This is a genomic window from Mycobacterium pseudokansasii, from assembly GCF_900566075.1.
Taxonomy (GTDB): Bacteria; Actinomycetota; Actinomycetes; order Mycobacteriales; family Mycobacteriaceae; genus Mycobacterium; species Mycobacterium pseudokansasii.
In genome coordinates, this window is sequence record NZ_UPHU01000001.1 from 5,316,397 (window position 1) to 5,328,946 (window position 12,550).

At 65.9% G+C, this 12,550-nt stretch carries 13 protein-coding genes and 2 pseudogenes; 4 read left to right on the top strand and 11 right to left on the bottom strand.

Annotation, left to right across the window (positions count from 1 at the left end; genetic code table 11):
• Nucleotides 1-8 precede the first annotated feature (8 nt).
• The 8 genes from EET10_RS23880 to EET10_RS23915 all read right to left on the bottom strand — a co-directional run bounded on the left by EET10_RS23880 (nucleotide 9) and on the right by EET10_RS23915 (nucleotide 9,047).
• Nucleotides 9-2,435: a CaiB/BaiF CoA transferase family protein gene (locus EET10_RS23880; protein WP_246013684.1), complete on the bottom strand. Its 2,427-nt coding sequence runs from the start codon at nucleotides 2,433-2,435 to the stop codon at nucleotides 9-11.
• Nucleotides 2,435-3,403: an enoyl-CoA hydratase/isomerase family protein gene (locus EET10_RS23885; protein WP_036405078.1), complete on the bottom strand. Its 969-nt coding sequence runs from the start codon at nucleotides 3,401-3,403 to the stop codon at nucleotides 2,435-2,437. The genes EET10_RS23880 and EET10_RS23885 overlap by 1 nt, the downstream gene beginning before the upstream one ends.
• A 2-nt stretch (nucleotides 3,404-3,405) precedes the next feature.
• Complete coding sequence (locus EET10_RS23890) at nucleotides 3,406-4,521, bottom strand: M24 family metallopeptidase (protein WP_063466633.1); 1,116 nt, start codon at nucleotides 4,519-4,521, stop codon at nucleotides 3,406-3,408.
• On the bottom strand, nucleotides 4,511-5,731 hold the full coding sequence (locus tag EET10_RS23895; RefSeq protein WP_425461694.1) for a M24 family metallopeptidase: 1,221 nt from the start codon (nucleotides 5,729-5,731) through the stop codon (nucleotides 4,511-4,513). The genes EET10_RS23890 and EET10_RS23895 overlap by 11 nt, the downstream gene beginning before the upstream one ends.
• A gap of 2 nt (nucleotides 5,732-5,733) precedes the next feature.
• Nucleotides 5,734-6,795 carry an amidohydrolase family protein gene (locus EET10_RS23900; protein WP_174719751.1) on the bottom strand — a complete coding sequence of 354 codons (1,062 nt, stop codon included), beginning with the start codon at nucleotides 6,793-6,795 and terminating at the stop codon, nucleotides 5,734-5,736.
• Between the two features lie 142 nt (nucleotides 6,796-6,937).
• The gene (locus tag EET10_RS23905; RefSeq protein ID WP_082276547.1) at nucleotides 6,938-8,122 is read right to left on the bottom strand and encodes a cytochrome P450; all 1,185 of its coding nucleotides are present in this window, start codon (nucleotides 8,120-8,122) and stop codon (nucleotides 6,938-6,940) included.
• Between the two features lie 62 nt (nucleotides 8,123-8,184).
• A complete protein-coding gene (locus EET10_RS23910; protein ID WP_036405237.1) occupies nucleotides 8,185-8,379 on the bottom strand; it encodes a ferredoxin in 195 nt (64 codons plus the stop codon).
• A gap of 11 nt (nucleotides 8,380-8,390) precedes the next feature.
• Nucleotides 8,391-9,047, bottom strand: a complete 657-nt coding sequence (locus tag EET10_RS23915; RefSeq protein ID WP_036405073.1) for a TetR/AcrR family transcriptional regulator — start codon at nucleotides 9,045-9,047, stop codon at nucleotides 8,391-8,393.
• A 123-nt stretch (nucleotides 9,048-9,170) separates the two neighbouring features.
• On the opposite strand from EET10_RS23915, the gene EET10_RS23920 reads away from it, so the two are divergent.
• Together EET10_RS23920 and EET10_RS23925 are read left to right on the top strand one after the other, a co-directional pair.
• On the top strand, nucleotides 9,171-9,416 hold the full coding sequence (locus EET10_RS23920) for a hypothetical protein (RefSeq protein ID WP_036405072.1): 246 nt from the start codon (nucleotides 9,171-9,173) through the stop codon (nucleotides 9,414-9,416).
• Entirely contained in the window at nucleotides 9,403-9,798 is a 396-nt protein-coding gene (locus EET10_RS23925; RefSeq protein ID WP_036405071.1) for a type II toxin-antitoxin system VapC family toxin, read from the top strand. The genes EET10_RS23920 and EET10_RS23925 overlap by 14 nt, the downstream gene beginning before the upstream one ends.
• A gap of 49 nt (nucleotides 9,799-9,847) precedes the next feature.
• On the opposite strand, the pseudogene EET10_RS31205 reads toward EET10_RS23925, so the two are convergent.
• Nucleotides 9,848-10,495 (bottom strand): annotated as a pseudogene (locus tag EET10_RS31205) (cytochrome P450); the annotation flags it as partial.
• Between the two features lie 440 nt (nucleotides 10,496-10,935).
• Here EET10_RS31205 and EET10_RS32440 point away from each other — a divergent pair.
• On the top strand, nucleotides 10,936-11,259 hold the full coding sequence (locus EET10_RS32440) for a response regulator transcription factor (RefSeq protein ID WP_036405070.1): 324 nt from the start codon (nucleotides 10,936-10,938) through the stop codon (nucleotides 11,257-11,259).
• Between the two features lies 1 nt (nucleotide 11,260).
• Here EET10_RS32440 and EET10_RS23940 read toward each other — a convergent pair whose 3' ends face one another.
• Nucleotides 11,261-11,644, bottom strand: coding sequence for a type II toxin-antitoxin system death-on-curing family toxin (locus tag EET10_RS23940; protein WP_036405068.1), 384 nt, complete (start codon nucleotides 11,642-11,644; stop codon nucleotides 11,261-11,263).
• The gene (locus EET10_RS23945; RefSeq protein WP_036405066.1) at nucleotides 11,641-11,847 is read right to left on the bottom strand and encodes a hypothetical protein; all 207 of its coding nucleotides are present in this window, start codon (nucleotides 11,845-11,847) and stop codon (nucleotides 11,641-11,643) included. Before EET10_RS23945 ends, EET10_RS23940 begins: the two co-directional genes overlap by 4 nt.
• Nucleotides 11,848-11,928: 81 nt before the next feature.
• On the opposite strand from EET10_RS23945, the pseudogene EET10_RS23950 reads away from it, so the two are divergent.
• Nucleotides 11,929-12,457, top strand: a pseudogene (locus EET10_RS23950) (adenylate/guanylate cyclase domain-containing protein); the annotation flags it as partial.
• Nucleotides 12,458-12,550: the final 93 nt, after the last annotated feature.

The window sequence follows — 12,550 nt, forward strand, 5'->3', positions numbered from 1 at the left end:
GGCGCACTTCAGGGTGCCGAGTGCATGGCCGGTGTCTGGCCGATCACGCCGTCGGCTTCCAGCTCGGCGATCTCGGCGGCCGACAGGCCCAGCCCGGTCAGCAACTCGCGATTGTGTTGTCCCAACAACGGCGCCGGCACGGTGTGGAACCGGCAAGGCCCGCCGGAAAGCCGCATCGGCATGCTGCTGAGCCTAACCGGGCCATTCACCGGATGATCGAGAACCTCGAAGAAGCCGCGAGCTGTCAGTTGTGCCAACTCCGGTTGCCGGTGCGGCTGCATCACCTTGGCCACCGGCACACCAGCATCCCATAGCGTAGCGACGATCGCATCGCCGCTTCGGGACGCACACCATGGCGCCAGATGGTCGTCGATCACGTCCTCGTGAGCCCGCCGGCCGTCGGCGGTGGCCAGGGCGGGCTCGGTTGCCCAGGAGGGTGATCCGAGTGCGGCGCAGAGATGTTGCCACTGCTCGTCGGTCGCGACCGCGATGGCCACCCAGCTGTCGAGACGGCCGAACTCGTCGATATCGGCGGTGCGGTAGAGGTTCTGCGGCACGGCTACCGGGCCGTGGTTTCCGGTGCGCTGCAGTACTGCACCGTAGGCGGTGTATTCGATGATCTGCTCGGCGGCAATGTTCGCAGCGGCATCCACCATCGCCGCCTCCACCAGCACACCCTGGCCGGTGCGGCGGCGGTGCTCGAGCGCCAGCAGCAGCGCACTCACCGCGTGCACACCCGAATTGGGGTCACCGACCGAGTACGGCTCGAACGGTGGCAGGTCCGGATAGCCGGTCAGCCAACTGATCCCGGCCGCAGATTCGATGACGTAGGCGAATGCCGGGTTATCCCGCCACGGTCCGTCGAGGCCGAACCCGGGCATGCGCAACATCACCGCATCGGGCCGAATCGATTGAACGGTGGCGAAATCCAGGCCCATCTGGTCCAGTACCCGGGGCGTGAAATTCTCCGCAATCACGTCACAGGTCGCGATCAGCCGATGCAACACCTCTCGGCCGCGCGGGCTGCCCAGGTCGAGTGTGAGGTCCTTCTTGTTGGTGTTCAGTGCCGCGAAGATTGGCGACTTCTCCCACCACTGGTCCTCGGTCACCGGGATGCCGGCCATGAGCCGGGTCCCGTCCGGGCGACGGGTGGACTCGATATGGATAACCTCGGCGCCGAGCATGGCCAGGAAATGTGTACAGCACGGCCCCGCCCAGAATGTCGTCATGTCGAGGACCCGAATTCCATTGAACGGCAATAACGGTGGCGTATCGATGGACGCCGGCTTGGGCGTCAGGCAGGCGGACCGGTAACGGTCGCTATGTTCGCCCAACCGCGGCGCCGGTCCGAGCCGGCGAAGTTGCACTGGCCACATCCGATACGGATGACCCGGCTGCAGGAATCCGTCGCGCGGATTGCTCATGAACGAACCCCGCTCCCGGAAGTGGTCGAGAGACGCGATGTTTGCGCCGTTGGCCACCGGTGCGTTGGGAATCCGGAAAGCAGAGGCGAGTTCCCGGATTTCCTCGACCGGGTGACTGCATATCCAAGCGTAAATCTCGTCGGCGTGGATGTTGGCCTGTTCGGTGATCGACAGCGGTGAGTCCTCGTCGATCCACTCCGGGTGGCCGACCATCGCACACAGGTCGAACCACTGCTGCGCGGTTCCACACCCAAGATCTACCAGGCCATCTCGAGCCTCCGCCACGCCCGGCACGGTGAGCCTGCGGGCATCGCGCCAGGGGTGCCCGAGCATTTCGAAGTATGTCACGGGATAGTAGGTCAGCCCGAGTATCTGAGTTTCGAGCATGGAAATGTCGATCAGTTCGCCTGCCCCACTACCGATCTGACGATAACGGAACGCCAGAGTGGCAGCGCTCGCGTATGCCCCAGCCAGATATTCGCCGACCTGGCCGCCGACGAATACCGGCGCCCGATCCGGGACGCCCCGTCCCAAACCGACTATGCCACCCGACCACGCCTGCAGGGTGAACTCGGTCGCGGGACAGTCGCGCCACGGGCCTTCCAGTCCGAAGGGGGTGATCGACGTGACGACGAGGTGCCGATGTCGGCGCTGCATCTCCTCGGGTCTGAAACGCGCGGCGACCGCCGAGCCAACTGACCACACCACCGAGTCAGCCGAGGTCAGCAACGCACTGACTATGTCGACGTCGGCGGCGCTGGCGGGATCGGCGACCACGCTGTGCTTGCCGCCGTTCAAGAAACTGAACAACGCCCCGTCGGCGCCCGGCTCGATGACGGCTCCCGAAGCAGACCAGGAGCGCAACGGATCACCTTCTGGCGGTTCCACTTTGATGACATCGGCGCCGCCGTCGGCCAGCAGTTTGGTGCAGTAGGCACCCGCGATACCGGTGGACAGCTCCACCACCGTGTAGCCGGCCAGGGGCGGCTCGACCGTTGGTTTCGCCGTCACTAACCCTTCTTCTTCTTGCGGTTGGGACGATCCTTCTTGCTCAGCCGCCATTCCGGAGGGAACCTGCTGTCGTAGTCCTTGACCGCGGCATCGAGCCCCTGTTCGATGGCATCGTCGAGCATCAGGTCATCGGAGTCGGCCCGCACGCCGCTGCCCATCGATTCGAAGAAGCCGCTGAGCAGGCTGCCCATATACTCCCCCTGAAACTGCTTCATGATCTCGAAGAACACCTTCTGCATGAACACGGTGTCGCTGGGCCGGTTGCGTGCGCACGCCAGCGCGTACTTCCGCACCTCGGCTTCGAGTTGGTCGCGGGGCACCACGCTGTTGAGGAAGTTGCAGTCATACATCTCCGCGGCGGTGAAAGCCCTTCCGGTGAACACCATCTCCTGAAATTTCCGGATGCCCATGGTCTGCGCCCACCACCACATCCGCGGGCCCCACCCGTAGTACCGAAACGACGGGTGACCAAACAGCGCATCGTCGCTGGAGATCACCAAATCAGCGTCGGCAGCCTGATAGAAGTGCCAGCCATAGCAGTAGCCCTTCACCTCCAGGATGCTGATCTTCTTGAAGTCCTGCAGACCACGAATGCCGGAATTCGGGTTGGCATACCACTGGCTGACCGACGCGCCGTGCCGAAAGCTACCGATCGGCGGATATTTGACTTCGTCTGCCCCGATGCGAAACTCGGCAAGTCGCGGTCCCTGATCTGCCGAGTTCATGACGTCCATGAATTCCTCGAGATCGGCGCCCGAACCGAGATCCTCTCCGGCACCACGAATCACCAGCACCTTGACGTCGTCGTCGATGCTCGCGCGGTGCAGCAAGTCGGCGTAGTGCAACCGCGCGGCGATCGTCGGCGCGTTGAGGTGGCCGGGCCGGTCGAACGTGATGGTGGCGATGCGAGTCGTGGGGTCCTTTTCGTACCGAACGACCTCCTCCACCGGTGGATCCGATCCGGCCATCGCTATGCCCGCCACATCGGGCTGGAGGTCAGCACTTCGGGTCCCTCGGCGGTGATCAGCACGGCTTGGCGGCCGAACACCGCGCCGATCCCCGGTTCCCAGACGTACCCCGTCACGGCAAGAACCATTCCCCGCTCCAATCGGTCGTCGGCTGCTGTCTGCGGTAGCTGTGCGGAGATGACCGGCGGGTCAAAGCCCATACCCAAACCCCGTGCCACGGGCATCGGCGGGTTCGGCTCCCCGGATGCGGCATAGGCCGCCAGGAGTTCACCGGCACCGGCATCCGGTCGGCATGCCGCAATCAGGCGCTCCCACAGGGCTTCCCAGCGCCGGTAAAGGGCCGTGGCGCCCGCGCCGCCGGTAGGCCAGGTCCGGCCCACCTCGCCGATGTAGCCGCCGGCCAGTACTCCGACCGAAAAGGCCACCAAGTCGCCGTCGTGCACGCGGCCGTCGCGGCTCACCAGGCGCCACGGGTGATCGCGCGAAGTCACCCACACCACATCCTGATTCGACGGTGTGCTCACCCCGCCGGCGGCCAGGGCTTCCAGCAGCACCCCGGCCAAGACCTGCTCACTGACCCCGGGGCGCAGCTCGGCGACTGCTGCGGCCAGTCCCGATTCGGCCACCGCGATGGCTTGGCGCAGCGCGGCCACTTCCTCGTCGGTCTTGATCCGCCGGGCCGCGCGCATGGCCAACTCGCCGTCCACCAGTTCGGCGTGCGGAAAGGCCGTCGGTAACAGACGGGCGAAAACCGGTGACAGCGCATCGGTTCCCACCCGCCGGGCGGTTGCGGCGCCCTCGATGCGCTGTAACACCGCAATGGCGTTCAGCGGGTTCCAGGAGATTCCGTACAGGTTTTCGTGTGGGATGTCGTCGGGAACACCTTCGTCCCAGGTGCTGAGCAGATGAACGGCACCGGTAGCGCGCACCAGCACGCAGGTGGGGCCGAACGGGCGGGTCCCGGCGACCCACAGCTGCGGTGTACCGGAGACGTAACGGACATTGGCCTGGCGACCGAGAACCAGGACGTCGAGATCGTGCGCGGCCATCTGCTCCAGCGCCCGTTGCCGGCGCCCCAGCCGCAATGCCCGGTCGTCGGGCAGGACCTCAGTCGGCATAAGGGTCATAGGGATAGTCGGTCAACCGGATCGAGCCCTCCTCGGTGATCACCAGCACCTCTTCGCTGCGGTAGCCGCCGGTGCCGTCCTGCCACGCCACCGGTTCCAGGACCAGCACCATGCCGGGCTGCAGCACGAAGCCTTCGTCGAATTCGTCGCCGAGATCCGTGCCGATCATCGGCATTTCGGCGGCGTTGACGCCGATGCCATGGCCCAGGTAGAAGTGCGGCAGCCAGGGCCGGACACCGCCGTTGGCCTGCGTCGCGGCTTGGCCCAGCTCAGCGGCGGTGGCCCCGGCGCGGGCCACGCCCACCACCGCGGCCATGATCTCGCACCATCTGTGGAACTGCGCCTGCTGGCGCGGCGCCGGGTCCCGCCCGACGATCCAGGTCCGCCCGAAGTCCGAGCAATAACCCCGGTAGGTGATGCTGACGTCGGTCCACAACACGTCGCCCTCGGCCAGTTCCCGCTCGGTGGTGAGCAGCGGCAGCGCCAGATCACCGTGCGTGGTCCACACGCCCTCGGCCCTGCTCTGTGGCATCACCTGCCAAATCGGTTCGAGCATGCTGGCGGTGGCACCCAACTCGAAGGCGCGGCGCAAAAAGCGAGCTGACAAATCGATTTGGCGAATTCCCGGTGCCAGCGCCCGGTGGACCTCGACCATCGCCTCGTCGGTGATCCGCACCGCGGTGCGGATGCACGCCAGTTCGTCCGGGGTCTTGATCACCTTTGCGGCGCCGACGACCGCGCTAGCGTCCTCGGGAGAGCCGTTGGGGAACAACAGGTTGCGGGCCCGCGACATGGCGCCGGTCAGTTCGTCGACCGCTATCGTCGCCCCGCCGGGAGTAAGGCCTGCCAGCTGGCGGGCGAAAAGCTGGACACCTTCGTCGAATTCGAGATAGACCGGCCCGTGCCGATGATCGGGCGGCAGCTCCGATTCCTGCGAGGCACCGACGCGGTAGGGCAGAAACAGATGCGGCCACTCGTCGTCGGCGAGCACCACCGCCACCGGCCGCTCGACGTAGGAGAGTCCGGCGTCACCCAGGGGCCAACTGGTTCCGGTGGCGTAGACGACGGCACTGTTGCCGAGCAGGATCAACGCGTCTATTCCGCGCTCGGCCATGGCCGTTCGCAGCCTGGCACCGGTTTCCCGGCGCATCCGGGTCAGGTCCGGAGTGTCAGGAATCTGCAGCTGCGCAAGCGTTGTCACCGTTACAGGCCCAGGAACTCGGTGATGTTGCCGCTGACGATCCGGGCCGCATTGGCCGGCCCGACGGCTTGCACCACGGCAGCCAGTGACTTCTCGGAATAGCCGTAGGTGCTTTCGTTGTGCGGGTAGTCCGACGACCACATGACCTTGTCGATGCCGATCCGGTCGATCAGCTCCAGCCCCAACGGGTCGACCATGAACGAGGCGCTCATGTGCCGGTCCCAGTAGTAGCGGATGTCGTGCTCCAGCGGCCGGTTGAACATGTGTTGGTAGGACGCCACCAGGTGTTCGGCGTCTTGCAGTGCCCACGGTACCCAGGCGATGCCACCTTCGAACCAGCCGATGCGCAACCGCGGGTGCCGGTCGAGGATGCCACCGAAGATGTACTTGGAGAAGGTTTCCCGGAACCCGTCGATGTTGATCATCATCCCGACGACCACACTGTTGAACTCGCACGGGCTCTTCGGCGGGGTTTCCCCGATGTGGTGGCTGATGGGAACGCCGGATTCCTCGATCTCGTCCCACACCGGGCTCATCGAGTTGCTGGCGTAGTCGATCGGGTTGCCGTCGTCATCCTTGCCCGGGTTGAGCGGCATCAGAAACGTCTTGAGTCCCAATGCTTTCAGCTCGGCCAAGGTGCGTCGCGTTCCCTCGGGGTCCCACCAGTTGATCAGCCCGGCGCCGTAGAAGTGCCCACCCGAACGTTCTTGCAGGTCGGCGATGTACTCGTTGTAGATGCGAAACGCCAGCTCGCGAAGTTTCTTGTCGGGGTAGTGAAACAGCGCCAGGACGGCATTGGGAAACGCCAGCTCCTTGTCGACGCCGTCGTCGTGCAGCTCTTGAATCCGGGCCTCGATGTTGGTGCTGGCCGCCCCGGGCAGGTCGTCGTACTGCATGAGCACCGCGCTGAAGTCGCCCGGCAGAAACGATTGGCCCTTGCGCCCCACCTGATAGGCGCCGTCCTCGTACCAGATGCGGGGTGCCTTGTCCTTCAGTTCATCCGGAAAGCGCTCGTAGAAGATGTCTGCGGCCAACGAGATGTGGTTGTCCGCGGAAAACACCACGGTGCCTTCAGGCAGGCCGGGATCGGTGCCCACGGCATGGCCACGCCGGTTTTTCGGTGCGCCAAAACCTTCGGGAGGGTAGAGCGAGAGTGTGCTGGTTTGAGCCGACATCATTGGCCCTCCGTTCGGATCGCGGTAGTGGTCACCAGGCGACCGGCAGTTCGTAGACGCCGTAGGCCAGCCGGTCGTGTTTGAACGGGACGTCTTCGACGGGGATGGCCAGCGCGAGGGTGGGAATGCGCCGCAACAACGTTCGGTAGACGATCTGTAGTTCCGCGCGGGCCAGCTGCTGGCCCACACACTGATGCCTGCCGTACCCGAACGCCACATTCCGGTCGGCTCCCGAGCGGTGCAGATACAGCCGGTCCGGCTCGGTGAATGCGTGCGGATCCCAGTTCGCCGGCGCCAAATCGATGATGATCCCCTCACCGGCGCGGATGGTTTCGCCGGCGATGTGGATGTCCTCGAGGGCGACCCGGCGCTGGCCCGTTTGGATGATGCTGAGATAACGCAGCAACTCCTCGACCGCGTTGGCGACGACCTTCGGGTCCTCGGCATCGCGCAATACGGCCGCCTGCTCGGGATGTTCCAGCAGGGCAAGTACACCGAGGCCGATCATGTTCGCGGTGGTCTCGTGCCCGGCGATCAGCAGGCCGGTACCCAACTGGGCGGCCTCCTTGACGCTGAGCTCGCCGGCCTTGACCCGTTCGGCCAGATCGGACACCGCATCTTCGGCAGGCTCGTCCATTTTGGCCTCGACCAGCCGGGCCAGGTATTTGTGCAGGCTCATAGCCCCTTTGACGGTGTCCTCGCCGGTCGCATACCGGGCCAGACCGACCGTCGCGTAATGCTGGAACATCTCAGCGTCCTCGTAGGGCACCCCCAGCAGCTGGCTGATCACCAGCGACGGCACCGGCAAAGCCATGGCCGCAACGAGATCGGCCGGCTTCGGACCGGCCAGCATCGCGTCGATATGGTCATCGGTGATCTGCTGGATGGTGGGGCGTAAACCCTCAACCCTTTTGAACGTGAACGGCTTTGACAACATCCGCCGGAAACGGGTGTGCTCTTCGCCGTCGGCGGTAAACACCGATCGGGGACGTTTGTGGACGGTCGACAACATGGCGGCGTTCCAGTGCGGAAAGCCGGCCAACCGGTCATCGACACTGACCCGCGAATCGGAAAACAGTTCGCGCACTTGCTCATAACCCGTGATCAGCCACGGCGTGCTGCCGTCCCAGATCCGCACCCGCGACAGCGGCCTGGCATTGGCCAGCGCCATCACGTCCGGAGGCGGCGCGAACGGACAGCGGGCGCCTCGCGGCATCGGATAGTCCGGGATCTCCGCCGCTGCCTCGGGGGCGCTGCTGGCAAGCGTGTCCGACACTGTCACTCCTCGATGTGGATGGCCATTGCCGGGCAGGCGGCGGCGGCTTTGCGGGCGCCCTCGGCGTGCTCGGCGGGCGGGTGCGCAGTGCGCAGGATGACGACACCGTCCTCGTCGCGCTGGGCGAACACCTCGGGTGCGTGCATGACGCAGTTCCCGGAGGAGGCGCAAACGTCTTGGTCCACAGTCACTTTCATCTGCCGGCCCTTCACTTGCACGCCGTGACGGGGGCCAGCCACAGGCCCACGATCGCGTCGATGAGTGCCGTAGCCGCGGCCCGCCAGGAAGGCCGGGGCGTCGAGGTTCCCGTTGCCAGAGCACGTTCGAGATCAGCGCAGGTGTGCATCAACAGGTTCCGGGCCATGAGGTTGCGTTGATAGCGGACGTCGAGCGGCAGATCGGGAAGGCAGCCGTTGATGCCGTCGATCACCCGAACCAGCGACGGCGAGCTCAGCGCGTCCTTGACGACGATGTTGTGATATGCGGGATCGGTCATCGCCTGGGCGGCGAACCTGGCGTACCACGTGGGATTACCCAGAGCCTCGAGATGTTCGGTGAGCGGGCACACCAGGCACGCCACCCAATCGCGCATCGTCGGGGCGTCCGGCAGCTCGGCCACCACCTGCTCGCGGAGCCGTTCAACCGGCAGCCGGTGCTTCTGCTCGATGGCACGCACCAAGTCGGTTTTGGTGCCGAAGTGATAGCCGACCGCGGCGTTGTTTCCCTGCCCGGCAGCCTCGCTGACCTGCCGGTTGGACACCGCGAACACGCCGTGCTCGGCGAACAGCCGCTCGGCGGCCGCCAGGATCGCCTCCTGCGTGGAGCTGGCGCGCTCGCTGCGCACGACCCTGCCGACACTGGTCATATCGTCCAGTGAACCGCCCGACCGGCAGTTAAGTCAAGCGCTTGATTTAGACCGGCTATTGACGCCCCGGCTCCGCCGCAAAACTGCACCCTGCCATGCAAATACGCATGATATGTTGCGATAGTGCCTAAGACGGTTCAGATTCGCGACATCGACGATGAGGTGTACGCAGCCTTGGTGCGGCGCGCCGCCGCAGAGGGCATCACGGTGCCCGAGTTGCTGCGCCGGGAGGCCGCTCGGCTGGCGGCGCGGCCGTCGGTCACCCAGTGGCTGGCACGCACTGGGCGGCGGCCCTCGGAGATATCCACGGCCGAGGTGCTGGCGACACTGGATGAGTGGCGCGGCGAATGGCCCCATGCTGGTCGTTGACGCCTCCTGCCTGTTCGAGGTCGTCGCGGACACACCGCGGGCCGGCGAGATCGCGACCCGCCTGGCGTCCGACACCGACCAGGTAGCGCCGCACGTGATCGACGTCGAGGTGATGGGAGTGATCCGCGCTCAACACCTCCGCGGGCGGATGGACAGCACAGCCGCCGCGCAGGCCCTCGCCGATCTACGGGACTGGCCCGGCGAACGATTCGGGCATCGCTGGCTGCTGGAGCGAGCATGGCAACTGCGCAACTCGGTTCGCGGATGGGACGCGTTCTACGTGGCACTGGCGGAGGCGTTCGACGCGACACTGCTCACGCTGGACGCTCGGCTCGCCCGTGCGCACGGGCCGAATTGCCGAATCGAGGTCCTCGATCGGTAGCGGTCCTCGGCACCGCCCCCGGCTTGGCCACCCGTCGCATGTGTCGGGCGTCGAATTCGACGGGCAGCGCTGTCGGGCCGCTGATTCCCGCGATGGGCTTCCACGTGACGGGTCCGCTGCGGCGCGCGTGCGGCATCAGCCGGGTCACGATTATCAGCGCTTCGGCGAGTTCGACTCTGGCCAGATGCGCACCCAGGCAGTAGTGCCCAGCACCGCCGAAGGTCAGCATCGGCGCCGGACCCTGCCGGGTGATGTCGAGACGATCGGGTTCGTCGTAGACCGCGGGGTCGCGATTGGCTGCCGCGGTGCTGGCGATAACGCACGTGCCCGCCGGGATGCGGACATCGTCGAATTCGACGTCGTCGACGGCAACCCGCACACTGCTGAAAGCGATTGGGAAGTAACGGATCAACTCCTCCACCGCGCGCGGTGCCAGCTCGGGATGCTCGACCAGCAGCGACCACTGGCCGGGATGGTCGGCGAGAATCTGCACCGCGGCGGCCAATTGATTACGGGTGGTGTCGGTTCCGGCGTTGAGCAGGACGGCGACGAGGTTGACGAGCTCGTCGCGAGTAAAGCGCTCGCCGTCGTCTTCGGCTCGGATGAGCTGGGAAGTCAGATCATCACCGAGGTATTGGCGGCGACGATCGATCGAGTCTCCGACATAGGCGTCGAGCTGCTCCCACGCGGCCACGATGTCGCGGCGGCACGAGAGACAGCGGAGACCGCCTGGCGACACATGAGGATTCAGCCTCAGGTCGCGGCCGTACAACGTCCGTTCAACGCCGAGGTCGAGCTTGGCAGCGGGAGATTTCGTTGCGGCTCGCCGGTGGGCCGACGAGGCGGCCGCAACGACAACGGGCTGGCGCTCGGCGTTGGCACTGCTGGCACGCGCACGGGTCGCGATCGCCCAAGGTGAGCGATCCGCGGCCGACGCGGACGCCCATGATGCGCTTGCCTGCGCGGTAGGCAGCGGCGCCTATATCTCGGTCCCCGATTGCCTCGAATGCCTCGCCGATCTGGCCCGAGACGTCGACTCTCACCAAGCCGCCCGACTTTTCGGCGCGGCCGAGGCGCTCCGCCGTCGCATGGAGGTGGTGCGATTTCAGGTGTACCAGGCGGGGCTACCAGGATTCGGTGGCTTGGCTGCGAGATGCGCTGGACAACAGTGTATTTGATGCCGTCTGGGCCGAGGGCGCGGCGCTGTCCATCGAGGAGGCGATCGCCCATGCGCAACGGGGTCGCGGTGAACGTCGACGCCCGGCCAGCGGCTGGGAATCGCTGACGCCCGCCGAGCGTGATGTCGTGCGACTGGTCGCCGACGGACTGGCGAACAAGGACATCGCCACCCGGTTATTCGTGTCACCACGGACCGTGCAGGCCCATCTCACCCACGTCTACACCAAACTCGGCCTGACTTCTCGCGTGCAACTGGCCCAGGAGGCGGCCCGCCACGGTTGACTCAGCCCTCGTCGTAGCTCCATGCGCGTAGTTGTTCGGCCATCTTTGCAAGATCAGGCAATGCGCCGGTCGCGACCTGGATGATGAATTCGAAGCGGTCATCCTCGGGGGCACTAATCCACTGGCCGTTGATGGCGAGGAAAGTCCGGCAGGCCGTCCACGCCAGTCGCTTGTTTCCATCCACCAGCGCGTGGTTCCGCGCCAGGGAGTGCAGCAACGCGGCGGCCTTGAGGTGCAGACTCGGGTAGGCATCTTCACCGAACACCGACGCGCAGGGGCGCGCCAGAGCTGACTCAAGCAGGCCGTAATCCCCGACCACGACATCCGCACCGACAGCCTCACGGGCAATGTCGAGCAGATCATCGAGATCCAGGTACTCGGTCATGCGTCCTTAAGGCGCCGCAGGACCCCGGCCTCCTCCCGCACCACGCGCTGCAGAGCCGCGGCAACCTTCGCCTTGTGTGTGCGCCGCGCGATGTATTCGTCGATGGCCGACAAGGCGACGGCCTGCATCGACCGTCCCTCCGCGATCGCCTGCCTGCGCAGCGCTTCCGTCTGCTCAGCACTGGTGCGTAGCGTCATCCCCATGACGGCATGATACCTGATTGATACCTGAGCTTCAGGGCACAACGAACTGGTCGATGACAGACGGGCACAACATGTACCCGCCAGCCGGAGCAGACGGCAGCGGCGATCGTCGAACTCGACGGCACCCTCCGCCGGGCTCATCGCCGACCACGACGGGGTACGTCCGGTCGAGCAGGGCGAGGACGACAGCTTCGTGGTCGCGTTCACCGGTGCCAGCGATGCGCTCGACTGCGCGCTGGCGCTGCAGCGCGCCCCGCTGGCCCGGCTGCGGCTGCGAATCGGGTTGCACACCGGCGAGGTGCGGATGCGCGACCCGAAGGATCCGGCCAACTATGTTGGTCCGACCATCAACCACCCGGCGCGGCTGCGCGATCTGGCACACGGCGGCCAGACCGTACTATCAGGCACCACAAGCGATTTGGTGAGCGACCAACTCCCGGCCGGTGTATGGCTGACCGACCTGGGCACCCACCCCCTGCGGGACCTCCCGCGACCCGAGCGGGTAACGCAACTGTGCCATCCCGACCCGCGCACCGACTTCCCGCCGCTGCGATTGCCGAAGACCATTGCGGCCCAAGGGCTCCCACCCCAGCTGACGAGTTTCGCCGGCCTCCCGTCGATTGACCTTGCTCGCGACCAGTGGCGAACCGATCGGAGCGCCCGGTGAGGTGACCTGGCGGGTGCCGTCGCTGTCGCTGGCCGA

Bases quoted from the DNA above. Each gene is read 5' to 3' on its own strand.
- EET10_RS23885 (WP_036405078.1), bottom strand. From the start codon at position 3,403: ATGGCCGGATCGGATCCACCGGTGGAGGAGGTCGTTCGGTACGAAAAG.
- EET10_RS23890 (WP_063466633.1), bottom strand. From the start codon at position 4,521: ATGCCGACTGAGGTCCTGCCCGACGACCGGGCATTGCGGCTGGGGCGC.
- EET10_RS23905 (WP_082276547.1), bottom strand. From the start codon at position 8,122: ATGCCGCGAGGCGCCCGCTGTCCGTTCGCGCCGCCTCCGGACGTGATG.
- EET10_RS23910 (WP_036405237.1), bottom strand. From the start codon at position 8,379: ATGAAAGTGACTGTGGACCAAGACGTTTGCGCCTCCTCCGGGAACTGC.
- EET10_RS23915 (WP_036405073.1), bottom strand. From the start codon at position 9,047: ATGACCAGTGTCGGCAGGGTCGTGCGCAGCGAGCGCGCCAGCTCCACG.
- EET10_RS23925 (WP_036405071.1), top strand. From the start codon at position 9,403: ATGCTGGTCGTTGACGCCTCCTGCCTGTTCGAGGTCGTCGCGGACACA.
- EET10_RS23940 (WP_036405068.1), bottom strand. From the start codon at position 11,644: ATGACCGAGTACCTGGATCTCGATGATCTGCTCGACATTGCCCGTGAG.
- EET10_RS23945 (WP_036405066.1), bottom strand. From the start codon at position 11,847: ATGGGGATGACGCTACGCACCAGTGCTGAGCAGACGGAAGCGCTGCGC.